The organism is Aureitalea sp. L0-47, assembly GCF_026126405.1.
Lineage (GTDB): Bacteria > Bacteroidota > Bacteroidia > Flavobacteriales > Flavobacteriaceae > Pukyongia.
This window is the reverse complement of sequence record NZ_JAFMTQ010000016.1, coordinates 1-22,877: the sequence shown is the minus strand read 5'-3', so window position 1 is coordinate 22,877 and position 22,877 is coordinate 1. Positions and strand designations below refer to the sequence as shown.

General features: G+C 45.4%; 25 protein-coding genes. 18 read left to right on the top strand and 7 right to left on the bottom strand.

Annotation, left to right across the window (positions count from 1 at the left end; translation table 11 throughout):
* Position 1: 1 nt before the first annotated feature.
* Complete coding sequence (locus J1N09_RS13460; protein ID WP_265200753.1) at positions 2 to 1,765, bottom strand: aromatic amino acid hydroxylase; 1,764 nt, start codon at positions 1,763 to 1,765, stop codon at positions 2 to 4.
* 81 nt (positions 1,766 to 1,846) lie between these two features.
* Here J1N09_RS13460 and J1N09_RS13455 point away from each other — a divergent pair, with 81 nt between their 5' ends.
* From J1N09_RS13455 to J1N09_RS13375, 17 genes are all read left to right on the top strand, one after another.
* Positions 1,847 to 2,419 (top strand): TetR/AcrR family transcriptional regulator, encoded by a 573-nt coding sequence (locus J1N09_RS13455; RefSeq protein WP_265200752.1) that lies wholly within the window; start codon positions 1,847 to 1,849, stop codon positions 2,417 to 2,419.
* A gap of 64 nt (positions 2,420 to 2,483) precedes the next feature.
* Positions 2,484 to 3,557 carry a 2Fe-2S iron-sulfur cluster-binding protein gene (locus J1N09_RS13450; RefSeq protein ID WP_265200751.1) on the top strand — a complete coding sequence of 358 codons (1,074 nt, stop codon included), beginning with the start codon at positions 2,484 to 2,486 and terminating at the stop codon, positions 3,555 to 3,557.
* Between the two features lie 11 nt (positions 3,558 to 3,568).
* Positions 3,569 to 4,525, top strand: a complete 957-nt coding sequence (gene paaA, locus J1N09_RS13445; protein ID WP_265200750.1) for a 1,2-phenylacetyl-CoA epoxidase subunit PaaA — start codon at positions 3,569 to 3,571, stop codon at positions 4,523 to 4,525.
* Positions 4,526 to 4,535: 10 nt separating this feature from the next.
* On the top strand, positions 4,536 to 4,820 hold the full coding sequence (gene paaB / locus J1N09_RS13440; RefSeq protein WP_265200749.1) for a 1,2-phenylacetyl-CoA epoxidase subunit PaaB: 285 nt from the start codon (positions 4,536 to 4,538) through the stop codon (positions 4,818 to 4,820).
* Entirely contained in the window at positions 4,821 to 5,576 is a 756-nt protein-coding gene (paaC, locus tag J1N09_RS13435) for a 1,2-phenylacetyl-CoA epoxidase subunit PaaC (protein WP_265200748.1), read from the top strand.
* A 1-nt stretch (position 5,577) separates the two neighbouring features.
* On the top strand, positions 5,578 to 6,081 hold the full coding sequence (paaD, locus tag J1N09_RS13430; RefSeq protein WP_265200747.1) for a 1,2-phenylacetyl-CoA epoxidase subunit PaaD: 504 nt from the start codon (positions 5,578 to 5,580) through the stop codon (positions 6,079 to 6,081).
* Position 6,082: 1 nt separating this feature from the next.
* Positions 6,083 to 6,865, top strand: a complete 783-nt coding sequence (locus tag J1N09_RS13425; protein WP_265200746.1) for an enoyl-CoA hydratase-related protein — start codon at positions 6,083 to 6,085, stop codon at positions 6,863 to 6,865.
* Entirely contained in the window at positions 6,865 to 8,025 is a 1,161-nt protein-coding gene (locus tag J1N09_RS13420) for a 3-hydroxyacyl-CoA dehydrogenase NAD-binding domain-containing protein (protein ID WP_265200745.1), read from the top strand. The genes J1N09_RS13425 and J1N09_RS13420 overlap by 1 nt, the downstream gene beginning before the upstream one ends.
* Position 8,026: 1 nt before the next feature.
* Positions 8,027 to 8,434 (top strand): PaaI family thioesterase, encoded by a 408-nt coding sequence (locus tag J1N09_RS13415; RefSeq protein WP_265200744.1) that lies wholly within the window; start codon positions 8,027 to 8,029, stop codon positions 8,432 to 8,434.
* A 1-nt stretch (position 8,435) separates the two neighbouring features.
* Positions 8,436 to 9,647 (top strand): 3-oxoadipyl-CoA thiolase, encoded by a 1,212-nt coding sequence (gene pcaF, locus J1N09_RS13410; protein WP_265200743.1) that lies wholly within the window; start codon positions 8,436 to 8,438, stop codon positions 9,645 to 9,647.
* A gap of 2 nt (positions 9,648 to 9,649) precedes the next feature.
* Positions 9,650 to 12,145 carry a phenylacetic acid degradation bifunctional protein PaaZ gene (paaZ, locus tag J1N09_RS13405; protein ID WP_265200742.1) on the top strand — a complete coding sequence of 832 codons (2,496 nt, stop codon included), beginning with the start codon at positions 9,650 to 9,652 and terminating at the stop codon, positions 12,143 to 12,145.
* Between the two features lie 10 nt (positions 12,146 to 12,155).
* Complete coding sequence (locus J1N09_RS13400; RefSeq protein ID WP_265200741.1) at positions 12,156 to 12,908, top strand: enoyl-CoA hydratase/isomerase family protein; 753 nt, start codon at positions 12,156 to 12,158, stop codon at positions 12,906 to 12,908.
* Between the two features lie 34 nt (positions 12,909 to 12,942).
* Positions 12,943 to 13,284, top strand: a complete 342-nt coding sequence (locus J1N09_RS13395; RefSeq protein WP_265200740.1) for a GIY-YIG nuclease family protein — start codon at positions 12,943 to 12,945, stop codon at positions 13,282 to 13,284.
* A gap of 3 nt (positions 13,285 to 13,287) precedes the next feature.
* Complete coding sequence (locus J1N09_RS13390; RefSeq protein ID WP_265200792.1) at positions 13,288 to 13,884, top strand: transferase hexapeptide repeat family protein; 597 nt, start codon at positions 13,288 to 13,290, stop codon at positions 13,882 to 13,884.
* Positions 13,884 to 15,173, top strand: coding sequence for a dihydrolipoamide acetyltransferase family protein (locus tag J1N09_RS13385; RefSeq protein WP_265200739.1), 1,290 nt, complete (start codon positions 13,884 to 13,886; stop codon positions 15,171 to 15,173). The genes J1N09_RS13390 and J1N09_RS13385 overlap by 1 nt, the downstream gene beginning before the upstream one ends.
* Positions 15,174 to 15,180: 7 nt before the next feature.
* A complete protein-coding gene (locus tag J1N09_RS13380) occupies positions 15,181 to 16,248 on the top strand; it encodes a branched-chain amino acid aminotransferase (RefSeq protein ID WP_321160816.1) in 1,068 nt (355 codons plus the stop codon).
* Entirely contained in the window at positions 16,248 to 18,332 is a 2,085-nt protein-coding gene (locus tag J1N09_RS13375; RefSeq protein ID WP_265200790.1) for a thiamine pyrophosphate-dependent enzyme, read from the top strand. The genes J1N09_RS13380 and J1N09_RS13375 overlap by 1 nt, the downstream gene beginning before the upstream one ends.
* A gap of 33 nt (positions 18,333 to 18,365) precedes the next feature.
* Here J1N09_RS13375 and J1N09_RS13370 read toward each other — a convergent pair whose 3' ends face one another.
* From J1N09_RS13370 to J1N09_RS13360, 3 genes are read right to left on the bottom strand one after another with little or no spacing between them, the layout of a single operon-like run.
* On the bottom strand, positions 18,366 to 18,908 hold the full coding sequence (locus J1N09_RS13370) for a DUF4136 domain-containing protein (protein ID WP_265200738.1): 543 nt from the start codon (positions 18,906 to 18,908) through the stop codon (positions 18,366 to 18,368).
* 10 nt (positions 18,909 to 18,918) lie between these two features.
* Positions 18,919 to 20,901 carry a urocanate hydratase gene (locus J1N09_RS13365; RefSeq protein WP_265200737.1) on the bottom strand — a complete coding sequence of 661 codons (1,983 nt, stop codon included), beginning with the start codon at positions 20,899 to 20,901 and terminating at the stop codon, positions 18,919 to 18,921.
* Complete coding sequence (locus J1N09_RS13360; protein WP_265200736.1) at positions 20,898 to 21,071, bottom strand: DUF5522 domain-containing protein; 174 nt, start codon at positions 21,069 to 21,071, stop codon at positions 20,898 to 20,900. The genes J1N09_RS13365 and J1N09_RS13360 overlap by 4 nt, the downstream gene beginning before the upstream one ends.
* Before the next feature lie 33 nt (positions 21,072 to 21,104).
* Between J1N09_RS13360 and J1N09_RS13355 the strand changes: the two genes are divergently transcribed.
* Complete coding sequence (locus J1N09_RS13355; protein ID WP_265200735.1) at positions 21,105 to 21,434, top strand: hypothetical protein; 330 nt, start codon at positions 21,105 to 21,107, stop codon at positions 21,432 to 21,434.
* Between the two features lies 1 nt (position 21,435).
* Here the strand turns inward: J1N09_RS13355 and J1N09_RS13350 are convergent, their stop codons facing one another.
* The 3 genes from J1N09_RS13350 to J1N09_RS15555 form a co-directional block, all read right to left on the bottom strand.
* Positions 21,436 to 21,750, bottom strand: coding sequence for a hypothetical protein (locus J1N09_RS13350; RefSeq protein WP_265200734.1), 315 nt, complete (start codon positions 21,748 to 21,750; stop codon positions 21,436 to 21,438).
* 9 nt (positions 21,751 to 21,759) lie between these two features.
* Positions 21,760 to 22,542: a hypothetical protein gene (locus J1N09_RS13345; RefSeq protein ID WP_265200733.1), complete on the bottom strand. Its 783-nt coding sequence runs from the start codon at positions 22,540 to 22,542 to the stop codon at positions 21,760 to 21,762.
* Between the two features lie 201 nt (positions 22,543 to 22,743).
* On the bottom strand, positions 22,744 to 22,877 hold a 134-nt coding region (locus J1N09_RS15555), incomplete at its 5' end, for a T9SS type A sorting domain-containing protein (RefSeq protein ID WP_414826853.1).

Genomic DNA, 22,877 nt, shown 5'->3' with positions numbered 1-22,877 from the left:
TTTAGGTTTTAATAAGTTTGAGTCCGTTATCAATTAAATGTGCTACTTCCGGGCGATTCGTTCTAACGTTTTCCAGGTAGTTTCGAACAATTCCGGCAAATTCCTTGTCCAGTTCCGAAGCAAGTTCGCAGATCTCCAAAGAAAGTAGCCAGTCATCCGAAAAATCATGCTTCACACTTTTGAAAATAGTCTCCAACGAAGATATTTCCTTACTATCTGATTCCCTAAAGTCCCGAACCCCCTGGTAGAGGTCGTTCAATTTTTGTTCTTCGGAAGATAACTGAGTTCGAACTGTTTCGGTCTCGCTCACCTTGTGAGCCAGGATATTGAAGGAGTGGTAGTCGGCTGCCCCGGCAAAGGCGGAAACGATCTCTTTACCAACAGCCATGTCGAAGTCACCCATCTCCGGAGAGAATAATATCTCATCCTTGAATTTAACCGTACAATTCGTGAATTGGATAAGCATCAGTTTACCACTGATATTTCGCATTCCCGTAACGTTCAGTCCGTCAACGGTAATGCCGCTTTCAAACTCGAAGGAGATAGGTTTGCCATCGTAGAAATTATAGGCTTGCAGGTCACGAGGCCCCATATTTTCGATCGAAAGATTGATTCCTTTCAGTTTCCCCAGCGGAGACCTGAATCCGTTCGAGTGCCTGCTGATTCCATGACCGATCACTTCTTTTTCGCGATAGGCGAGGGCGGTTTCCCCTTCGGTTTCAAAATAGACCACTTCATTGTCCTCGTTCTGGATCATCCTGGTGAAAATACCACTCACCTGAAGACCGGTACTTAGTTCGATGGTGCCAATTTGCTTACTGCCAATTAGCTTTTTGAGTCCGCGCCAGCCACCTTTTCTAACCGCCATCGTATTGGCGAATTCTTCAAGCACTTCCTGGAGGTAAGCGAAATCAGGAGTTACATATAGCTGAGGTTGCGGTTTAGTTATGTCGAATTCCTGGTAGGCGGCATCGATGGAGTAAGGTATTTTCTTTACTTCATCCTGCATGCACCAGGCACTTTCTCCAATCGAGGAAAGTAATCCGGCTCCATAGATCTTGGGATCCTCTACTTTTCCCACAAGTCCGTATTCTACTGTCCACCAATGCAGGTTGCGTATGAGAGCCATTTCGGAAGGGGCTACTTTTTTCTGTTGAAGCACGTTCACTCGTTCTTCTGCGGCTGTAATCTTGGTTTCAAGGTTTTCAACAGATAATGGATTGGCCTCTTTCAGAATAGATAATTGCCTCACTGCCTCGTACATTTCATTGTCGTGGGCACTGGTGATCGCCTTGGCACCTACCTCACCGAAACGTCTCAGGTACTCTGCGTAGTCGGGACTCGCAATGATAGGAGCATGACCTGCTCCTTCGTGAATGATGTCCGGTGCCGGTGTGTATTCGATATTTTCCAGCTGCCGGATATCGCTTGCTATCACAAGGATCTTGTAGGCCTGGAATTCCATAAATGCATTTGGCGGAATAAAGCCATCCACAGCAACCGCTGCCCAGCCGATCTCTTTAAGAATCCGATTCATCCCGTACATCGAAGGAATACGGTCTATCGAGATCCCGGTTCTGCGAAGGCCGTCCAAATAACTCTCGTGCGCAACCTTACTGAGGTAATCCACATTTTTACGCATCACATAACGCCACACCGCCTGGTTGATCGGGGTGTAGTCATCGTAATTTTGTGGTTTTATGAATTGCTTTAGATGGGGTGGTAACCGATCTATCAATTCATTGCTTTCGTAGCTAGCTTCCATAAGGCATCAAATGTACTACAGCGGTTTCAGCTTTCCAAAGTCTGCGGCTTTTAAGCTCGATTTCGCTATCTTTGATAGTCTATGAATACTGCAACCCGGAAAGACGAAATTGTAGCAGTGGCGTCCTCCCTTTTCAAGGAAAAAGGATACAATGCCGTTTCGATGAGAGATATTGCCCAGGAGATGGGGATCAAGGCTGCCAGCCTATACAATCATATTTCAGGTAAGCAGGAGATCCTTTCCACATTGATTCTTTTTCTTGCTGAAGAATTCACCCGTGGAATGAATGCCGTGGTGACTTCCGAAGGAAGCCCCCTGGACAAGATCAAGAGTGTGATCGAAATGCACATCGATATCACGGTTAATCATTCCGAAGCCCTTGCGGCCCTCAACAACGACTGGATGCACCTCGAGGATGAAGACCTGATTTATTTTGTAAGGATGCGCGAGGAGTACGAGGAAAATTTTAGAAGAATCATAAAAGAAGGCATTGAGGTGGGTGATCTGAAACCGCGTCATCCTGAAGTAATACTGTTCTCAATTTTATCAACCTTACGGACTCTGTACCTCTGGTATCAGAAGCGCGGAAAATTGGATGTTAACGTGCTGAAAAAGGACATGGTAGCGGTTATGCTGGAGGGGATAATGCGTTAAAAAATAAACTTGCAAAATAGACTAACAAACGTTAGTTTTGTTAGTCCTAAAACAGCGGTTAACAGTGGCTACATTTCACAATTTACGAGTTAAAGATATTTACAAAGAAACCGATGATTGTTCGGTGGTTACGCTGGACATTCCCGAGGAACTTCAAGATGATTTCGCCTATCGTCAGGGCCAGCATTTAACGCTCAGAGCTGAGATAAACGGCGAGAAGGTAAGACGAAATTACAGTTTGTGTTCCGGACCCAGCGAAGCGGAATGGAGAGTAGCAGTTAAACTTATCCCGGAAGGAAAATTTTCAACCTTTGTAAACTCCGAATTGAAAACCGGGGACTACTTAGAAGCGCTGGCTCCTAGTGGGCGTTTTGGTGTGGAAGTGAATCCGGATAAAGCCAAGAACTATCTCTTCTTCGCTGCTGGTAGTGGAATTACTCCTATACTTTCGATGATAAAAACGCATTTAAAGCAGGAACCCCATTCCACTTGTAAGCTTTTTTATGTGAATAAAACAGCTAAATCCATTATCTTTAAGGAAGAACTGGAACAGCTTCGGAACGCCTATTTTGGGCGACTGGAGATCTACTACTTTCTCACTCGCGAGCGTCGCGATATCGAACTGTTCAACGGAAGGTTCGACGATGAGCGTATGGAGGTGTTGTGTAAGACCTTTATCGATATTCCGGATACCAGCGAGGTATTCCTATGTGGCCCTGAAGATATGGTGAATTATGTGAGCGAGTACCTCGTAAACGCAGGTTTGCCAAAAGAACTTATTCATTTTGAATTATTTGTAAAAGGTCTTTCAGAAGAAGATAAAGCGAGAGCGGAACGACTGTCGCAGCAGAACGTTGAAGGAGTGAATCTCACCATCATTGATGGAGGTAAAGAGTTTCATTTTACAATGACGAAGGACTACGACAATATACTGGACGCAGCCCTGGGTGCAGGTGCCGACCTGCCCTTTGCTTGTAAAGGAGGAGTTTGTAGTACCTGTAAGTGTAAAGTACTCGAGGGTACCGTAGAAATGAAGGTGAATTACGCCCTGGAAGAGGACGATCTGGATCAGGACTTCGTTCTCAGCTGCCAGGCAGTGCCACTTTCAGAAAAAGTAAAAGTTGATTTTGATGTTTAAAAATTGAAGATATGAGTGAAAAAGAAATTAAAAACCTGGAGGAGATCTTCGAAGCCCGGATAGCACGAGATGATAAGATCGAACCCAAAGACTGGATGCCTGAAAAATATAGAAAAACCCATATTCGGCAGATATCCCAGCACGCGCATTCAGAAGTTGTTGGAATGTTGCCGGAGGGTAACTGGATCACCAGGGCACCATCACTACGAAGAAAAGCCGCACTCCTGGCGAAAGTTCAGGATGAGGGCGGGCACGGATTATACCTTTATTCCGCTGCTGAAACACTTGGAATCTCAAGAGAAGAAATGTACGAGCAGTTGCATAGTGGAAAAGCAAAATATTCATCCATATTCAACTATCCATCGATCACCTGGGCCGATATCGGTGCGATTGGTTGGCTTGTAGACGGAGCAGCCATCATCAACCAGGTGGCTTTGTGTGGTACTTCATTTGGTCCTTACGCCCGAGCCATGGTACGTATCTGTAAAGAAGAGAGCTTTCACCAACGCCAGGGATACGAGATCATGCTAACCCTTAGCCGTGGAACTGAAGAACAAAAGGCGATGGCTCAGGATGCCCTCAACCGATGGTGGTGGCCGAGTTTGATGATGTTCGGGCCTCGTGATGAGGACTCTCCTCATACGGCTCAATCCATGAAATGGAAGCTCAAACGTAAGACTAATGACGAATTGCGGCAGCAATTTGTAGATCAGACAGTGCCTCAGGCTGATATACTGGGAATTTCCGTTCCGGACCCGGATCTTAAGTTCAATTCAGAAACCGGACACTACGAATTCGGGGAAATAAACTGGGATGAATTCTGGCAAGTTGTTAAGGGACATGGACCTTGTAACAAGGAACGTATGGAAGCCAGAGTAGGTGCCTGGGAAGGCGGTGCCTGGGTTAGAGATGCAGCCATGGCGTATGCTGAAAAACAAGAGAAAAGAAAAGTAGCAAAAGCGAGTTAAACTTAAGAATATGAAGAAAGAATGGCCTTTATGGGAAGTATTCGTTAGATCAAAGAATGGTCTGGAACACAGGCATTTTGGGAGCTTACATGCTGCCGATGCTGAAATGGCTCTGGAAAATGCCCGGGACGTATATACACGAAGAAGCGAAGGAGTGAGTATTTGGGTGGTGGAAAGTAAGTATATCACTGCCTCCAATCCTGAAGATAACGGTGAGTTGTTCGAACCCGCTCAGGATAAGGTGTATCGACACCCCACATTTTACGACCTCCCCGATGAAGTAAAACATATGTAAATGAAAAATCAGGATTTATATAAGTACGTATTAGGTGTAGCCGATAATTCCCTCATCCTCGGACAGCGATTGGGAGAACTTTGTGGCCATGGACCCAATTTGGAAACCGATATAGCCCTTACCAATATAGCCCTGGATCTCTTCGGTCAAACCAGGAGCTACTATCAGTATGCAGCCAAACTGGAAGGAAATGGTAAAACAGAAGACGATGTTGCTATGCTGCGTTTGGAGCGCGACTACAAGAACGTATTGCTGGTGGAACAGCCGAATACACATTTCGGACATGTGATCGCCAGGCAATATCTCTTTGATGTGTTTCACTATCAATTGATGACAGCACTTCTGAATAGCAATGATGAAACCCTGGCGGCAATTGCAGCCAAAAGCATTAAGGAAGTTAGTTACCACAAGCGTTTTTCAGGCGACTGGCTGAAACGCCTTGGTGACGGAACCGAAGAAAGCCACGAGAAAATGCAGGAAGCTATCGATCATTACTGGCCGTACACAGATGAGTTATTCGATATGACTGAGTCTGATGTGAAGATGGCAGCCGAAGGAATTGGAGTAGATGTTTCAGAATTTAAAGAATCCTATTACAAAGAAGTTTCAGATTTACTGGAAGAAGCAACTCTGGAAGTTCCGGCCAATCCATATTTCAAAAAAGGAGGGAAAGAAGGGATCCACTCAGAACACATGGGCTATATCCTTACCGAATTACAATATATGCAGCGAACCTATCCAAATATGACGTGGTAATATGACAATAGATCTTCATCCGAATATTGAACGCGAATTGATCCCTATACTCCAGGAAGTAGCAGACCCTGAGATCCCGGTGCTTACCGTTTTGGACATGGGGGTGATCCGTGAAGCTGTATTGAAGGATGGAATAGTGCAGATAAAACTCACACCAACCTACTCGGGTTGCCCGGCCATGGATGTAATAAGCGATGACCTGAAAGCGGCCTTCAAAGTACATGGAATGGAGGCCACAGTGGAACTTGTATTAGCTCCGGCGTGGACCACCGATTGGATGAGTGAGGAAGGCAAACAGAAGATGGAAGCCTACGGAATCGCGCCTCCACTGGAGGAAACTGCCGATAAAGATGCCTTGCTGGGCAATCAGCGAATAGTAAAATGTACCAACTGTGGTAGCACCAATACCCATGTTGTGAGTCAGTTTGGTTCCACCGCCTGTAAAGCACTGTTTCAGTGTGATGATTGCAAGGAGCCTTTCGATTATTTTAAATGTTTGAAATAATATGAGTGTATCAATAGAAAAAAAGATCACCGATGGCGTGGCGTGGCTTCATTTGAACCGACCTGAAGTATTCAACAGCTTCAACAGGGAAATGGCTTTGCTGTTCCAGGATGAACTGGATGTATGTGAGGCTGATGCCGAGGTTCGCGCTTTAGTGATCACGGGAAATGGTAAGGCCTTTTGCGCCGGACAGGACCTGAAGGAAGTAACTACTCCCGACCTCAATCCAGGATTCAAAAAAATACTTGAAGAACATTACAATCCAATCATCAGGCGGATCCGGGCCATTGAAAAACCTGTAATCGCCGCGGTGAATGGCGTTGCTGCGGGGGCCGGCGCCAATATTGCATTGGCCTGTGATATTGTAATTGCTTCCGAAGGATCGAGTTTCATACAGGCATTTAGTAAAATAGGTTTGGTTCCCGATAGTGCGGGAACTTTCTTTTTACCGAGATTGATCGGTTTCCAAAAAGCCTCTGCTTTGATGATGTTAGGTGATAAGGTTAGCGCCGAAGAAGCGGAGCGATTGGGAATGGTGTACAAGGTGGTTTCTGCTGAAGACTTTAGAGAAACCGTTGAGAAAACCGCGAATACATTGGCCAAGATGCCTACCCAAGCTCTGGGATATACAAAGAAGTTATTGAACGCGTCTATGTCCAATACGCTGGATCAACAATTGGACATGGAATCAGAATACCAGATCGAGTCGGCACAAAGTGAAGATTATGCAGAAGGCGTAGCCGCTTTTGTTGAAAAACGTAAACCTGTCTTCAAAGGAAAATAATGATAAAGAACGTAGGTATTATCGGTTCGGGAACCATGGGTTCGGGTATTGCCCAGGTAGCGGCAACGGCAGGATGTAATGTATGCCTTTACGATACAAACCCTGAGGCACTGCAAAAGGCGGAACAAGCCCTGATCAAAATTCTCAACCGACTAATTGAAAAAGGCCGGATCACTTCAGAAGAAAAAGAAAGGATACACGGTAACATAAAGTACGTAAATGCATTAGATGCTTTATCAGATTCAGACCTGGTGATCGAAGCCATCATCGAAGACCTCAAGATCAAGCAGGAGTTGTTTCAGAAATTACAGAAGATCGTCTCCAAAAAGACAATCTTCGCATCCAATACATCCTCCCTTTCTATTGCGTCTATTGCATCGGCTTTAAAGAGTCCGAAACGATGTATAGGTATCCACTTCTTCAACCCAGCACCACTAATGAGGCTGGTAGAGATCGTACCTGCGGTTCAGACTTCAGACAAAACAAAGAACATTGCAATTGAGACCATAGAATCCTGGGGAAAAACAATTGCAGTGGTGAAGGACACGCCCGGATTCATCGTAAACCGTGTTGCTCGACCTTTTTATGGTGAAGCACTGCGGATCTATGAAGAAGGAATTGCCAACGTTGCAACTATCGACTGGGCTATGAAATCTATTGGTGGTTTCAGAATGGGTCCTTTTGAATTGATGGATTTTATTGGAAATGACATCAATTATACCGTAACCGAAACCGTATTCGAAGCTTTCTATTACGACCCTCGCTACACGCCTTCCTTCACACAGAAACGCCTGGCCGAAGCCGGTTATTTCGGTAGAAAAACAGGAAAAGGTTATTACAACTACAAAGAAGGGGCGACCAATCCCGAAGTACATGAAAATGTTGGGTTGGCCCAAAAGATATTCGATCGAATCCTTGTCATGCTAATTAACGAGGCGGCGGATGCCCTATTCTGGAATATCGCCAGTGCCGACGATATAGACAATGCCATGACCAAGGGAGTAAATTACCCTAAAGGTCTGCTTGCCTGGGCCGATGAAAAAGGTATCGAATGGTGTGTGAACAAACTGGACGGCCTGTATGATGAATACCGGGAAGACCGGTATCGTTGCAGTCCAATGCTAAGAAGAATGAACAAAGAACAAAAAACCTTCTTTTAAAATGATAGAAGGTAAGAAGATTCCACATAAGATGTTATCCCAGGATGCTTTTAGTAGCTGGTTGGGGATAGAGATCGTGGAATCTGAAATTGGCAGGTGCAAGGTGGGGATGACGGTACGTGAGGAGATGCTGAACAGTATGGGAAATGCGCATGGAGGCATCAGTTATTCCTTAGCTGATACTGCCTTTGGCTTTGCGGCCAACTCCCATGGAAAAATGGCGGTTTCCATTGAAACATCCATTAATCATGTGGCCGAGATAAAAGTTGGTGATTACCTGGAAGCAGAGGCGATCATCGATATAGTTAAAACAAAGGTGGCATTTAATGTTATCGAAGTACGACGGGGCGACGAGATCGTTGCGTTGTTCAAAGGAATGGTTTATCGATCGTCCTTAGATTGGAAATAATATGAAAGAAGCATATATCATAGACGGTGTTCGAACACCTATCGGGAATTACAAAGGTACACTTAGCAAGGTTCGTACTGACGATCTTGCGGCTCATGTGATTAAAGAAGTGGTGGAGCGAAATCCTGGCATACCTAAGGATGCCTATGACGACGTGATCATGGGATGTGCCAACCAGGCAGGCGAAGATAACAGGAATGTAGCGCGTATGGCGCTGCTGCTGGCAGGACTGCCATTCACCGTGCCCGGTGAAACAGTCAACAGACTGTGCAGCAGCGGACTTTCTGCTATTATCCAGGCGAACAGAGCGATCAAAGCCGGTGATGGTGACCTGTTTATATCAGGGGGAGTGGAAAATATGACTCGCGGACCCTATGTGATCGCTAAGCCATCTTCAGCCTTCGGAAATGATTCGAAGATGTACGATTCCAGTTTTGGTTGGCGATTTGTAAATGCGAAGATGCACGAAATGTACGGAACAGATGGTATGGGGAACACGGCCGAAAACCTGGTGGAAAAATACAATATCTCTCGGGAGGACCAGGATGCATTTGCGTATTGGAGTCAAATGAAGGCTGCCAAGGCCCAGCAAAATGGCCGACTAGGTATGGAGATCGTTGAGGTGTCTATTCCGCAGCGAAAAAAGGATCCAATTATCTTTTCTGAAGATGAATTTGTCAAGCCAGGTACTACCAAGGAGGTGCTTGCGAAACTCAGACCTGCTTTCAAAAAGGAGGGTAGTGTTACGGCTGGAAATAGTTCCGGATTAAATGATGGTGCTGCGGCTACTATTATAGCTTCGGAAGAGGCCGTTCAGAAATACAATCTGAATCCACTGGCGCGAATCGTTAGTTCGGCTGTGGTTGGTGTTGAACCAAGGATCATGGGAATAGGCCCGGTTGAAGCCAGTAATAAAGCATTGGAGAAAGCCGGACTATCGATGGATGACATCGATATAATAGAATTGAATGAAGCATTTGCCTCCCAGGCGCTTGCTTGCATACGGGAATGGGGGCTTGACGATGATGACCCAAGAATCAACCCGAACGGCGGCTCGATAGCTATCGGCCACCCACTGGGAGTAACCGGAGCGCGAATTGCCTATTCGGCTGCCTTGGAATTAAGAGAACAAAATAAGCGCTACGCTCTTATCACCATGTGTGTGGGAGTGGGCCAGGGATATGCAGCGGTGATTGAAAACGCAAATTTCTAAGCATGAAAAAAACACAACATTACGTTTCGGGAAAATGGCTAGACGGATCGGGTGACGGAGCTCCGGTATTTGACGCCGTTACGGGTGAGCAATTCACTTCTGTGACTGTTGAAGGCCTGGATGTTCCATCCATCTTGCAATATGGACGCGATAAAGGAGAAACACTTCGCAGAATGACCTTTCAGCAACGTGGATTAATGCTGAAGAAACTCGCGCTATACCTCACCAAACACAAAGATTCCTTTTACGACCTCAGCTTTCGAACCGGGGCTACCAAGGTAGATAGCTGGATCGATATAGAGGGTGGTTTTGGAAACCTATTTGCCAATGCCTCTCTTCGGAAATTGTTTCCAAATCAGTCTTATCATGTAGAAGGTGAGCCTATTGACTTGTCCCGCGGGGGTAGGTTTATGGCACATCACATCATGGTCCCGAGAAGAGGGGTGGCGGTTCACATAAACGCTTTTAACTTCCCGGTTTGGGGAATGCTGGAGAAATGTGCCGTGAACTGGATGGCCGGAATGCCCGCCGTGGTGCTACCCGCTCCACAAACGGCTTACTTAGCCGAAGCTGTGGTTAGGGAGATAGTGACTTCGGGAATTCTTCCTGAAGGTGCCTTACAGTTGATCAGTGGCACTGCAAGAAATATATTAGATACAGTGCAATCACAGGATGTGGTTACCTTCACGGGATCTGCCATTACTGGAAAACAACTTAGAAATCATCCGCAGCTAATCGAAGAATCAGTTCCATTCACTATGGAGGCCGATTCCCTGAATGCCTCTATCCTGGGAGAAGATGCTGTTCCGGGTACACCGGAATTCGACCTTTTCATAAAAGAGGTTCGTAAGGAGATGACGGTGAAGGCAGGACAGAAATGTACCGCCATTCGCCGGATCATTGTTCCTGAAAAACTAATGGAGGATGTTCAGATCGCACTCGGGCAGCAGCTGGATAAGGTTACCATTGGAGACCCGAGACTACAGGAAGTCCGAATGGGAGCCCTGGTTAGTGATGCGCAACGGCAGTCAGTTAGAGAACAGGTAGCTAAGATCGCTAAGACCGCTGATATAGTATATGGTGATCTCGATTCAGTTGAAACCATTGGTGCTGATGCCCAAAAAGGTGCATTTTTGAAGCCGATCCTACTTAGGGAGAACGACCCGTTCAAAAACGAGGCAGCTCATATTACCGAAGCATTTGGCCCAGTGAGCACATTAATGCCTTATAAAGACCTGCAGGAAGCGATCACTCTTTCACAGATGGGAAAAGGATCGCTGGTTTCCTCGATTGCTACCTATGACGATTCGATAGCTAAAGATTATGTGATTGGCGCAGCCTCACATCACGGACGAATTTTAGTACTGAACCGGGAGAATGCCAGGGTGAGTACGGGCCATGGGTCGCCACTACCCACGCTTATTCACGGAGGTCCCGGACGAGCAGGAGGAGGAGAAGAAATGGGTGGAATGCGCGGTGTTAAGCACTATCTGCAACGTTGTGCCGTACAGGGCACACCAACCACACTTACCGAAGTTACAGGAATTTACCAGCCGAAAGGAGCCTATAAAGAAGCAGAGCAACACCCGTTTAAATATTATTGGGAAGATATTGAAGCGGGCATGTCGCTTAAAACACATAAACGCACCATCACGGATGGAGATATCGTTAATTTCGCAAACCTTACCTGGGATCACTTCTATGCGCATACCGATATCACCTCTTTGGACGGTAGCATATTCGAAAAGCGAACGGCGCACGGATATTTTCTGCTAGCCGCGGCTGCTGGATTGTTCGTATACCCAAATAAAGGACCTGTCGCAGCGAATTACGGACTGGAAGATTGCCGTTTCCTTCGGCCGATCTATCATAACGATACTATTTACGTCCGACTTACCTGTAAACAGAAGATTGATCGCGAGCAGCGCGGAACAGAATTGCCTAGCGGAATTGTGAAGTGGTACGGAGAGGTCTTCGATCAGGAAGATGAATTGGTGGCAGTTGTTACCGTTCTTACGATGGTTCAGAAGAAACAAACCACTTTCGTGGAGATGACTGATGAGAAGATAGCCGAATGCCTGGCGAATCTAACTGAGGATTCCAAGCCGGCCTGGGGTGACTTAATGCCACAACATATGCTGGAGCATTTGGAGTATACTTACAGGATAGCTTCTGGAGAGATACAGGATTTTGAGATCTCAACCCCGGAAAAGATATTGGAAAAGGTTCACGCCACTTTGTACAATTATGAAAAAATGCCCCAAGGGTACGACTTCCCATTGAGGGAGAAATCTGAAATGGCGAAATTAAGGCATCCGGACCTTGCCACTGCAAAAGCGAGATTGCTTGAAGCGCGACAGGAATACCTGGATTTCTTTAAAGAAAACCCTGAAGCGGTAACTAAGAATGTGGTGTTTGGAGAATTGAACCGTTTCGAATGGTACCTGCTTGAACGCAAACACCTGAACCATCATTTCGAACAATTCGGATTGATCTAAGATTGAATTTATGACAGCACCCTACGTCAAAGAACATATAGGCAGCGGAATCGCAACCATTGAGTTTTTTCATCCTGCGCATAACAGTCTTCCGGGAGATATCCTGGCCAAGCTTGCGGCAACTATTACCGAGGCAGGGGAGAACGATGATGTAAAAGTAATTATTCTGAAAAGTGGCGGTGACCGCACCTTTTGTGCAGGAGCCAGCTTCAAGGAATTGATCAATATCGAAGATGCGGAGACAGGTAAGGTCTTTTTCAGTGGATTTGCAAATGTGATCAATTCTATGCGTAAGTGTCCGAAATTCATCATCGGGCGCATACAGGGAAAGACAGTTGGAGGAGGAGTTGGTGTGGCTTCGGCTACCGACTTTTGCATGGCAACAAAATATGCTTCGATTAAATTGAGCGAGTTGAATGTGGGTATTGGCCCATTTGTAGTAGGTCCGGCCGTAGAACGTAAACTTGGATTGAGCGGAATGTCTCAGATCGCCATAGACGCCAATGCTTTTTACGACGCGGAATGGGCCCGGCAGAAAGGCTTGTTTGCAAAAGTTTTTGATTCTACCGAAGAATTAGATGAAGCAGTTCGCGCTTTCGCTGAACAACTTTGCGGTTACAACCCCGAAGCCATGCGGGAGATGAAGAAAGTATTCTGGCAAGGCACTGAGAACTGGGATGAATTGTTGGCAGAAAGAGCTGCAATTAGCGGGAGATTAGTGCTTTCTGAGTTTACTAAAGAGACATTGAAGCGTTTTAAATAATTCCTGCGAAGGCAGGAATCTCATTGGATTAGAGATGAATAACTGGTATGTGTATATAATGACGAATAAACAGAATGGTGTTATTTATACTGGCGTCACGGATGATCTCGAATCCCGAGTTTGGGAACATAAATTAAAGGTTTTCAAAAATGCGTTCAGTGCTAGATACAATTGTGATAAGCTGGTTTGTTTTGAGGAATTTGATTCAGGATCTGAAGCGGCATTGAGAGAGAAGCGTATGAAAAAGTGGAAGCGTGAGTGGAAAGTTAGGCTTATAGAAGAAATGAATCCAGGTTGGATGGATATTGCCCTGAATTGGCATCAAATTGAAAATTCAGTATTAAAAACAAAAAGATTCCTGCCTACGCAGGAATAAGTGATGATATACAGTTTTAAAAGACATATACCAGTAATCCACGAATCCAGTTTCGTGCACCCGCTTGCTGCGGTCACCGGGAATGTGATCATTGGAAAAGACTGTTATATAGGTCCCGGAGCTGCCATAAGAGGCGACTGGGGTGAGATCATCCTGGAAGACGGTGTGAATGTGCAGGAGAATTGTACGGTACACATGTTTCCGGGGAAAAGCATTGTGCTGAAAGAAGGTGCTCATGTAGGGCACGGAGCGGTTATACACGGAGCGAACCTCGGGCGAAATTGCCTTATCGGGATGAACTCGGTGATTATGGATGATTCTGAAATTGGCGATGAGTGTATCGTTGGCGCCATGAGCTTTGTAAAGGCGGAGTCGAAGTTTGAAAAAAGACAATTAATAGTAGGTAATCCCGCTAAAGCGATCAAGGAAGTTTCGGAAGAAATGATAGCATGGAAAACGGCAGGTACACGATTGTATCAGCAGTTGCCTAAAGACTGTCACGACAGTTTATGGGAGGTTGAACCGCTTAGGGAAATTCCCCAAGAGAGACCCGAACAAGAAGATTTTTATAAAACGTTGAAAGAGTTTAAAAGAAGCTGATGAGTCAGTTTGAATTTAAAATGCCCAGGATGGGCGAGAGTATTACGCAAGCCGCCATTATTAAATGGTTCAAAGGTGTAGGGGATACTATTGAATTTGACGAAATTTTGCTCGAAGTGGCTACTGATAAGGTGGATTCTGAAGTGCCTTCTACCGTATCTGGAGAGATCGTTGAACTTTTATACGAGCCGAATGACGTGGTTGATATTGGTTCGGTGATCGCGATAATTGAAACCAATGGCGAACTGCCTGTGATTCCTTCGGAAACTAGAAAATCAAAACCTTCCAAAAAGGAAGCTCCTAAGTCAACTTCAGAAACAAAAAGAAAGAAGAAATCGGTTCAGGCGGCATCCTTCCAGGTGAATGAGGACCTATTTGTGAGTCCGCTTGTAGATAGTATTGCCAGGGAACACCATATCAGCTACGAAGAATTAGCTCGTATTCCGGGAACTGGAAAAGACAGAAGGTTGCGGAAGAGCGATGTGATGAACTACATAGACGATGGCAGGCCCTTCAAATTCGCTCAACCCGTTACAGAAAGTACCGGATTTAAGGTGCCCGACCTGCAATTTGATAAAGGAGAAGGGAAGATCGTGGAAATGGACCGAATGCGGCAGATGATCGCGGACCACATGGTCTTCAGTAAACATACCTCTCCACATGTCACGGCCTACGTTGAGGCCGATCTCACTGAAATGGTAAACTGGCGTAATAAGGTTAAGGCGGATTTTCAGAAGAAATACAATCAGAAACTAACGTATACACCACTGTTCATCGAATGCATAGCAAAAGCAATAAAGGCATTCCCAATGATCAATTCATCACTGGATGGAAAGAACATCATAGTGAAGGAGCATATCAATATTGGGATGGCAACAGCTCTACCTTCTGGTAATCTTATCGTTCCTGTTGTGAGGGATGCCGATAAGCTAAACCTTCAGGAACTGGCTGCCAAGACCAATGAGCTAGCTATGAAGGCGAGGGAAGGAAAACTGGCGGCGGATGATACCAGCGGAAGCTCGTTTACGATAAGCAATGTTGGAACCTTCGGAAGTTTGATGGGAACGCCCATCATCAATCAGCCTGAAGCGGCCATACTCGCGACAGGTATTATAAAGAAAAGGGCGGAAGTGATGGAGCACGAGGACGGAGATAAAATAGAGATAAGGCAGATGATGTACCTGTCATTGTCCTTCGATCATCGAATAGTAGACGGATATTTAGCGGGATCATTCTTACGAAGGATTGCCGATGAGATGGAACAAATCAATCAAACCAGAAAAATATAAAGGAATTATGATGGAGATCATGGATAAAATCAGCATTAAAAAAACCACCAATTCAAGGTTACCGAGCCTGGATTTCAACAATATTCCGCTTGGTAGAACTTTCACCGATCATATGTTCATTTGCGACTATGATAACGGACAATGGCACAGTCCAAGGATAGTATCACTTTACGATATTCCAACGCATCCCGCGGCCATGGCACTTCACTATGGCCAGGCGATATTTGAAGGGATGAAAGCTACGGTTGACCCCGAAGGAAACCCCATGCTTTTTCGGCCAAAGAAGAATGCAGAACGTTTGAATTTCAGCGCAAGGCGAATGGGTATGCCGGAATTTCCGGAGGAACTGTTCGTTGAAGGACTTAAAACCTTTGTGGATATGGAAAGGGACTGGATCCCTCCTATGGAAGGAAGCGCCCTCTATCTGCGTCCGTTCATGTATGCCGATGAACCATTTATTGGAATGCGTGCGGCTACTTCATACAAGTTCATGATCATCGCATCACCTTCGGCGCCTTTATTCAGCAAACCTATTAACCTTTGGGCCGAGAAAAAATTCATACGTGCTGTAGAAGGAGGAACCGGTGAGGCAAAGGCTGCAGGAAACTACGCCGCAGCTATCCGACCTACAGAACTCGCCAAAGAAAAGGGATATGACCAGGTACTATGGTTGGACGCAATGGAGCACAATTATATCCAGGAGGTGGGTACCATGAATATCTTCTTTAAGATCGATGGAAAGATCATCACGCCTAGTCTTGATGGAGCTATATTAAGCGGTATCACACGTATGAGTGTGATCGATCTGCTACGTCACAAAGGCTATGAGGTAACTGAGAGGCCAATCACACTGGACGAGATCATCGAAGCCGAGAAAAATGGAACCCTTGAGGAGGCATTTGGAACCGGTACAGCTGTTGGAATAGCCTATATAGAAACTATTGGAACCGAAGATGGTGTAATTAAGGTATCTGAAGATCACACACTCGGATTAGACGTAAATGACAGCCTGAACGCAATAAAAATGGGTAAGATGGAAGATCCGTTTGGATGGATGGTGCAAATTCCACGATGATGATCGAAGAAGTGAAAAATACACTAAAACCGAATACACTGGATAAGGAAACGCTCATAAAGGGATTTAAGAATCTGTGCACCGCAAAGGCACTTACCTTCTTGTACGAAGAGAATTTCAAAACTGTCTCAAAATATGTGCATGCCACATCCAGGGGTCATGAAGTTATTCAGACAGCTGTTGGAATGCAGCTAAAACCAATCGATTACGCCTTTCCTTATTACCGGGACGATTCTATGCTATTGGCCATTGGAATGAGACCCTATGAGTTAATGCTGCAGGTGCTTGCTAAACGAGATGACCCGTTTTCCGGTGGGAGAACCTATTATTGTCACCCCAGTTTGAAGGATGACGACAAACCGAAGATCCCGCATCAAAGTTCTGCAACTGGGATGCAAGCAATCCCGGCCACGGGTGTGGCCATGGGCTTCTGGTATAAGGAAGCGGAAGGTTTGGACACGTCGGAAGAAAAACCAATTGTGGTTTGTTCCTTAGGGGATGCATCAGTGACCGAAGGAGAAATTTCCGAAGCCTTTCAAATGGCAGCCCTGAAACAACTACCTATTCTTTACCTGGTTCAGGATAATGGCTGGGATATTTCGGCTAACGAGGAAGAGACAAGAGCTCAGAATGCCTTTGAGTATGCGGCTGGTTTCCACGGACTGGACGCCGTTTCCATTGACGGTACCGACTTTGAGGAATCTTACAGGACCATTTCCGAAGTAATTGATACTATTCGAACGGAGCGGCGGCCAATATTGGTGCACGCTAAGGTTCCTTTACTGAATCACCACACCTCGGGAGTTCGTATGGAATGGTACAGGGATGACCTGGATGAAGCCAGATCCAGGGATCCGTATCCGAAGATGAAAAAACTACTTGCTGAAAATGGTTTCAGCGAAGACGAGATACAAGGTTTCGAAAATGAATGTATTGACATTGTTCGCGCCGACTTTGAAGAAGCCCTCAAAGCAGAAGACCCAAAGCCGGAGGATTTGTTTACACATGATTTCGCGCCTACAACAGTCACAGAAGAAGTAGGGGATCGAAGCCCTGAAGGAGCCGATAAGGTTGTGATGGTAGATTGCGCGTTGTTCGCGATCGAAGAATTAATGGCCAAACACCAGGAGTGTTTACTTTACGGACAGGATGTAGGTGGCAGGCTAGGTGGAGTGTTCCGGGAAGCAGCTACCCTGGCACAAAAATTTGGTGATAACCGGGTGTTTAATACACCCATACAGGAAGCCTTTATAGTGGGTTCCACGGTTGGGATGAGTGCTGTTGGGTTGAAGCCGATCGTTGAAGTACAATTCGCCGATTATATCTGGCCGGGGCTCAATCAGCTTTTTACTGAAGTAAGCCGAAGCTGTTATTTGTCGAACGGTAAGTGGCCTGTGTCGATGATCCTTAGGGTGCCAATTGGCGCCTACGGAAGTGGAGGGCCCTATCATTCTTCCTCTGTGGAGAGTGTGGTGTGCAACATCCGTGGACTCAAGATCGCATATCCAAGTAACGGTGCCGATTTGAAAGGACTTATGAAAGCCGCTTATTACGATCCGAATCCTGTTGTGATCTTCGAACACAAAGGCTTGTATTGGAGTAAGGTTCCCGGAACCAAAGGCGCGACTTCGGTGGAGCCAGCGGAGGACTATATTTTACCATTCGGAAAGGCATGGGTACTGCAGGAAATATGGAAACAGGAACATGAAGAGACTTTGTCTATTATCACCTACGGAATGGGTGTACACTGGGCGATGAACGCTTCAGAAGAACTCGGACTGCAAGACAGGATTGAAATAATTGACCTGAGAACGTTACATCCGCTCGACTATGAAACCGTCTTTAAGAGCGTGAAGAAGTGTGGAAAGGCCCTTGTAGTTACTGAAGAGCCGTCGGAAAACAGCTTCAGCAGAGCATTACAGGGTAGGATACAGGAAGAATGTTTCCGGGAACTTGATGGTCCGGTAATGGTGATCGGAAGTGAGAACATGCCGGCAATACCGCTAAACAGTACTTTAGAACAAACCATGATCCCTTCCGTAGAAAAAGTGAAGGAGAAGGTCGAGGAGATAATGGGATATTAATAAAAAACCCTCCAATTCGGAGGGTTTTTTTAATTAGTTCTGATCTGCACCCGGCGGGTATGTCTTCATGATCTCGCTGACGATCTCACGAATCCTTTCCTCTTTTTTGTCGATGTTGCCGCTGGTAATTAGCCGTGCTGTTCCAATTCCCTGCCAGATCAATTCATTCTTTTTTGCATCGATGAGGTCGATATAGAGGGAACCTTCGGTTGACCTTGAAACCGTATTACCCCAGCCTCCTCCGTACCACCATGGGTTCCATCCCCAACCCCATCCGAAGTTGTTGTTGTACACGTCAACTCGTTCTCTTTCTTTCGTAAAGATACTGACCAGAAGATCGGCGGGTTCCCCTTTGGCCATGCCTTTGGCTGCCAGTTCGGAATTAATGGCGCGCAAGATCCGTTTCTTGTCAAGATCGGAAATTTCGGCTTTGTCAATTCCCGGTTTGTAAAAGGCGAATGTTTTGTACTCACTGAAGTTCGCCTCACGATCGTAATCACTCACCACCCGAACGGATGTACAGGAGGTAAATACTAAAACTAAAAGTAGTAATGGTGTGAATTTAAGTTTTTTCATAGCGTATGGTTTACTTAAACAAATTGTTATCGACGAAATTCGGAAGTGTTACTTTTAGGTTTGGATTGTGTCTCATGGCTCGTTTGATGGCGAAAACAGCTTCTTCATTTCTTGCCCAACTTCTTCGGGCAATCCCATTGTTAACATCCCAGAAAAGCATGTTTTCCAGGCGACGCTGGGCATCTATACTACCATCAAGAACCATACCGAAACCACCGTTTATAACCTCTCCCCAGCCAACACCTCCACCATTGTGAATGCTCACCCAGGTAGCTCCCCGGAAACTATCCCCTATTACATTCTGAATGGCCATATCAGCCGTAAATCTGCTACCGTCGTAGATATTTGATGTTTCCCGGTATGGAGAATCCGTTCCCGAGACATCGTGGTGGTCGCGCCCCAATATCACAGTGCCTAGTTTTCCTTCGGAAATCGCCTTGTTGAAGGCAGAAGCGATCTTTATTCTTCCATCGGAATCGGCATATAAGATTCTGGCCTTGGATCCTACGACCAATTTGTTTTCTCGTGCACCTTTTATCCAGGTGATATTATCGGCCATTTGTTGCTGAATTTCTTCAGGTGAGTTAGACTTGAGTTCCTCAAGCACCTCCGTAGCTATGCTATCAGTAAGCGCGAGATCCTCCTCAGTGCCCGAAGCACATACCCAACGGAAGGGTCCGAACCCGAAATCGAAACACATGGGACCCATGATATCCTGAACGTAGCTCGGGTATTTGAATTCCCGTTTCGGGTCGTCGGAAAGTACATCTGCCCCGGCCCTGGAGGCTTCCAGTAAGAACGCATTTCCGTAATCGAAGAAGTAAGTACCCTTAGCCGTGTGTTTGTTGATAGCCGCAGCATGCCTTCTCAGACTTTCCTGAACTTTCTCCTTGAATTGCTCCGGGTTGTTGGCCATCATTTCATTCGACTCTTCGTAGCTCAGTCCAACCGGGTAATAGCCGCCGGCCCATGGATTGTGCAGGGAAGTCTGGTCGCTACCAAGATCGATCCGGATATTGGCCTCGTCAAAATATTCCCAAACCTCTACGATGTTACCGTCGTAAGCGATGGATACCGTTTCCTTGTTTGCGACAGCTTGTTTCACTCTTTGGGCCAGTTGAGGAAGATCCGAAATGACTTCATCTACCCATCCCTGGGAATGTCTTGTTTGTGTCGCTTTTTTGTTTACTTCCGCACAGACCGTCACGCAGCCGGCAATATTCCCTGCTTTCGGCTGAGCACCGCTCATTCCTCCTAAGCCCGAAGTAACAAAGAGTCCACCGTGTGGGTCTTTGTTTATTTTTCTGAATCCGTTTAGGACAGTAATTGTGGTTCCGTGAACGATTCCTTGCGGACCGATGTACATATAACTGCCTGCTGTCATCTGCCCATATTGAGTAACACCCATGGCATTGAATTTTTCCCAGTCGTCCTGACTCGAATAATTCGGGATCATCATTCCATTGGTTACAACGACTCTGGGTGCGTCTTTGTGTGAGGGGAACAGTCCCATCGGATGTCCGGAGTACATCACCAATGTTTGTTCATCGGTCATTTGCGAAAGGTACTGCATGCATAACCTGTACTGCGCCCAATTCTGAAATACAGCCCCGTTTCCGCCATACGTGATCAACTCATGTGGATGTTGAGCCACCGCATGGTCCAGGTTGTTTTGGATCATGAGCATGATGGCTTTTGCCTGATTCGTTTTGCCGGGATATTCATCCAGGGCCCGCGCGAAAATAGGATGCTCCGGACGATAGCGATACATATAAATTCGTCCGTAGGTTTCCAGCTCGTCACGAAATTCAGGAAGCAGGTCAGGGTGCAGCGCCTCGGGAAAGTAGCGGAGTGCATTGCGCAGGGCTAGTTCCTGCTCGTGATCATTGAGGATATCCTTTCGCTTGGGCGCGTGGTTCAAGTTGGGATCGTAAGGTTTCGGATCCGGCAGATAATTTGGTATACCCTGTTTTATTTCTTCTGAAAAGGTCATTTTTTCTGTGAGTTCGTCTTTTTGTCGAAACCGTAGGGGCAGTGCCTGCAACCGCTTTCACAGCAGTACCCGCGTTTCAGGTGATATTGTTCGGTGAAGCATTTGTATCCTTCCGGAGTGATGTAAAAATCTCCTTCTTCCAGCTCCACTTTTTTCTTAAAGAAAGTCATTATACAAAAATACCAATTTCCTATCTTGTATTCATGTTCGTATTCGTGAATCGCCATCTTATTCCGAAGAAATTTACCGGGATGGTGCTGTGGCCTTTTATTATCCTGAAATATTCAGCTCTAAAGGAGGACGAAGTTTTTCTCAATCACGAGCGAATCCATCTGCGACAGCAGATCGAGTTACTGATCCTGCCTTTCTATATTTGGTATGGTACAGAATACCTAGTTCGGCTGTTGCAATACAGAAAAAGGAAGGAAGCGTACCGTAATATTAGTTTTGAAAGGGAAGCTTACCAAAATGAAAAAGACCTCGATTATTTAAAAAAGAGGTCTTTTTGGAAGTTCTTGTTATATATCCAGTGATTCATTGTTCCTGTCTATAAAGCTCCTTTTCAAAGTTAGATGAATCGGTAAATTTGAAAGAAGCGTTCTGTTCAATCGCTATGGAATCTAAATTTTGATGACCTGTTTCTGAGTTTTTAACCGATATTTTTTCGCTTTTGGAATAAATGATTTTTCGGTTTTTGTCAACTTTTAGATTATCCTTTGAATCACTGATCGAAACAGAGCTCATTTCCATGGAAATAGTATTATTCTTTTTTCCAGAAGTATTTTGGCCATAAGACGGAAACCATCCAATGAATGGAGCAATAAAGAACAAGGCCAAAATATTTTTCATAACGTGCATCTATTGTTGAACGGACAAAGTAAGGTGATTTGAATCAGGCTCGGTAACAGGTCTGATAACGGCACCTGCTCCAGTTGATACAGGCTCAGCATATCCCTGAACTTTAATGGTATAGCTGTTTCCAATAACGAGTCCGGTTATCTTCTTAGAGAAGTTCGAACTCCATGTGGTCAACCAAATACTAAACCCACCAGGATTTCCTCGTTCAAGATGACTTTGGACCTTTTCTGCAGTTCCTCCAACTACCGATGCCGAGGTCACATTATATACTCTTAGAAAGGCAATAGAGGCAGAGTTCGTGGTTCCGAAACCCGAAGCTGTTAAATTCACCAAAGCCGAGGTTTTCCTAGCAGTGAAAGTTACGGACATTCCGGGGATATCCGTATAGCCCGTCGAATCAAGCGTTTCGTCGGTAGTGAGTGATACGGCATCAATTGCCGGCTCTGTGACGCTTCCAGGATTCACAGCTGCCCATGTTGTTCCATCCCAATAGAAGAATCCGGGACCAGTTGAGGTATTCGTATTATAGACTAAGAGACCTTCAGCGGCTGCTAAGGCAGCTGGGGTGTTTGTGATGCCGGTTACAGGATCAATTGTACTTAAGGCAGAAATATTTATTCTTGGAATAAAAATCCCTTTATCTGTACTATTGACATCCATGATCGATCCATCACCAGGATTAACAGTGTTAATTCCCACTTGACCCATAACTATGGAACAGAAGAATAGTAGTAAGCAGGTGGAAAACAATTTGGGGACTCTAGATGAGATAATCGTTTTCATATTAAATTCTTTACAGACTTATAAAGTTATAAATCCGAACTAAAAAATAATAGTGATTTTAGAATGAAATAGGTTGTTTTCGAGAAGGCGAACAAAATATTCGTTAAACTGTTATCATATCAACACAGAAAGAACTTAACTGCTGAGAATAAAAAAACCCCGGTGTTGCACCGGGGTTTTCTAATCGAGATTGATCTGTGACTATCTTTTGATAATCTTTCGAGTTACAGACCCACCTATGGTATTTATTTTTACAAAATATACTCCGCTTCTGTAGGAAGATATATTCATTGATAATGAAGTTTGATCTTCAACTGAAAGGCTCTCGACCCTTC

What these genes read in the sequence shown, in the direction of transcription:
- J1N09_RS13375 (WP_265200790.1), top strand. Translation starts at nt 16,248, where the DNA reads ATGATCGAAGAAGTGAAAAATACACTAAAACCGAATACACTGGATAAG.
- J1N09_RS13395 (WP_265200740.1), top strand. Translation starts at nt 12,943, where the DNA reads ATGAATAACTGGTATGTGTATATAATGACGAATAAACAGAATGGTGTT.
- J1N09_RS13425 (WP_265200746.1), top strand. Translation starts at nt 6,083, where the DNA reads ATGAGTGTATCAATAGAAAAAAAGATCACCGATGGCGTGGCGTGGCTT.
- paaC (WP_265200748.1), top strand. Translation starts at nt 4,821, where the DNA reads ATGAAAAATCAGGATTTATATAAGTACGTATTAGGTGTAGCCGATAAT.
- J1N09_RS13370 (WP_265200738.1), bottom strand. Translation starts at nt 18,908, where the DNA reads ATGAAAAAACTTAAATTCACACCATTACTACTTTTAGTTTTAGTATTT.
- J1N09_RS13420 (WP_265200745.1), top strand. Translation starts at nt 6,865, where the DNA reads ATGATAAAGAACGTAGGTATTATCGGTTCGGGAACCATGGGTTCGGGT.
- pcaF (WP_265200743.1), top strand. Translation starts at nt 8,436, where the DNA reads ATGAAAGAAGCATATATCATAGACGGTGTTCGAACACCTATCGGGAAT.
- paaA (WP_265200750.1), top strand. Translation starts at nt 3,569, where the DNA reads ATGAGTGAAAAAGAAATTAAAAACCTGGAGGAGATCTTCGAAGCCCGG.
- J1N09_RS13455 (WP_265200752.1), top strand. Translation starts at nt 1,847, where the DNA reads ATGAATACTGCAACCCGGAAAGACGAAATTGTAGCAGTGGCGTCCTCC.
- J1N09_RS13350 (WP_265200734.1), bottom strand. Translation starts at nt 21,750, where the DNA reads ATGAAAAATATTTTGGCCTTGTTCTTTATTGCTCCATTCATTGGATGG.
- J1N09_RS13360 (WP_265200736.1), bottom strand. Translation starts at nt 21,071, where the DNA reads ATGACTTTCTTTAAGAAAAAAGTGGAGCTGGAAGAAGGAGATTTTTAC.
- J1N09_RS13385 (WP_265200739.1), top strand. Translation starts at nt 13,884, where the DNA reads ATGAGTCAGTTTGAATTTAAAATGCCCAGGATGGGCGAGAGTATTACG.
- paaB (WP_265200749.1), top strand. Translation starts at nt 4,536, where the DNA reads ATGAAGAAAGAATGGCCTTTATGGGAAGTATTCGTTAGATCAAAGAAT.
- J1N09_RS13365 (WP_265200737.1), bottom strand. Translation starts at nt 20,901, where the DNA reads ATGACCTTTTCAGAAGAAATAAAACAGGGTATACCAAATTATCTGCCG.
- paaD (WP_265200747.1), top strand. Translation starts at nt 5,578, where the DNA reads ATGACAATAGATCTTCATCCGAATATTGAACGCGAATTGATCCCTATA.
- J1N09_RS13355 (WP_265200735.1), top strand. Translation starts at nt 21,105, where the DNA reads ATGTTCGTATTCGTGAATCGCCATCTTATTCCGAAGAAATTTACCGGG.
- paaZ (WP_265200742.1), top strand. Translation starts at nt 9,650, where the DNA reads ATGAAAAAAACACAACATTACGTTTCGGGAAAATGGCTAGACGGATCG.
- J1N09_RS13415 (WP_265200744.1), top strand. Translation starts at nt 8,027, where the DNA reads ATGATAGAAGGTAAGAAGATTCCACATAAGATGTTATCCCAGGATGCT.
- J1N09_RS13460 (WP_265200753.1), bottom strand. Translation starts at nt 1,765, where the DNA reads ATGGAAGCTAGCTACGAAAGCAATGAATTGATAGATCGGTTACCACCC.
- J1N09_RS13390 (WP_265200792.1), top strand. Translation starts at nt 13,288, where the DNA reads ATGATATACAGTTTTAAAAGACATATACCAGTAATCCACGAATCCAGT.
- J1N09_RS13380 (WP_321160816.1), top strand. Translation starts at nt 15,181, where the DNA reads ATGATGGAGATCATGGATAAAATCAGCATTAAAAAAACCACCAATTCA.
- J1N09_RS13400 (WP_265200741.1), top strand. Translation starts at nt 12,156, where the DNA reads ATGACAGCACCCTACGTCAAAGAACATATAGGCAGCGGAATCGCAACC.
- J1N09_RS13345 (WP_265200733.1), bottom strand. Translation starts at nt 22,542, where the DNA reads ATGAAAACGATTATCTCATCTAGAGTCCCCAAATTGTTTTCCACCTGC.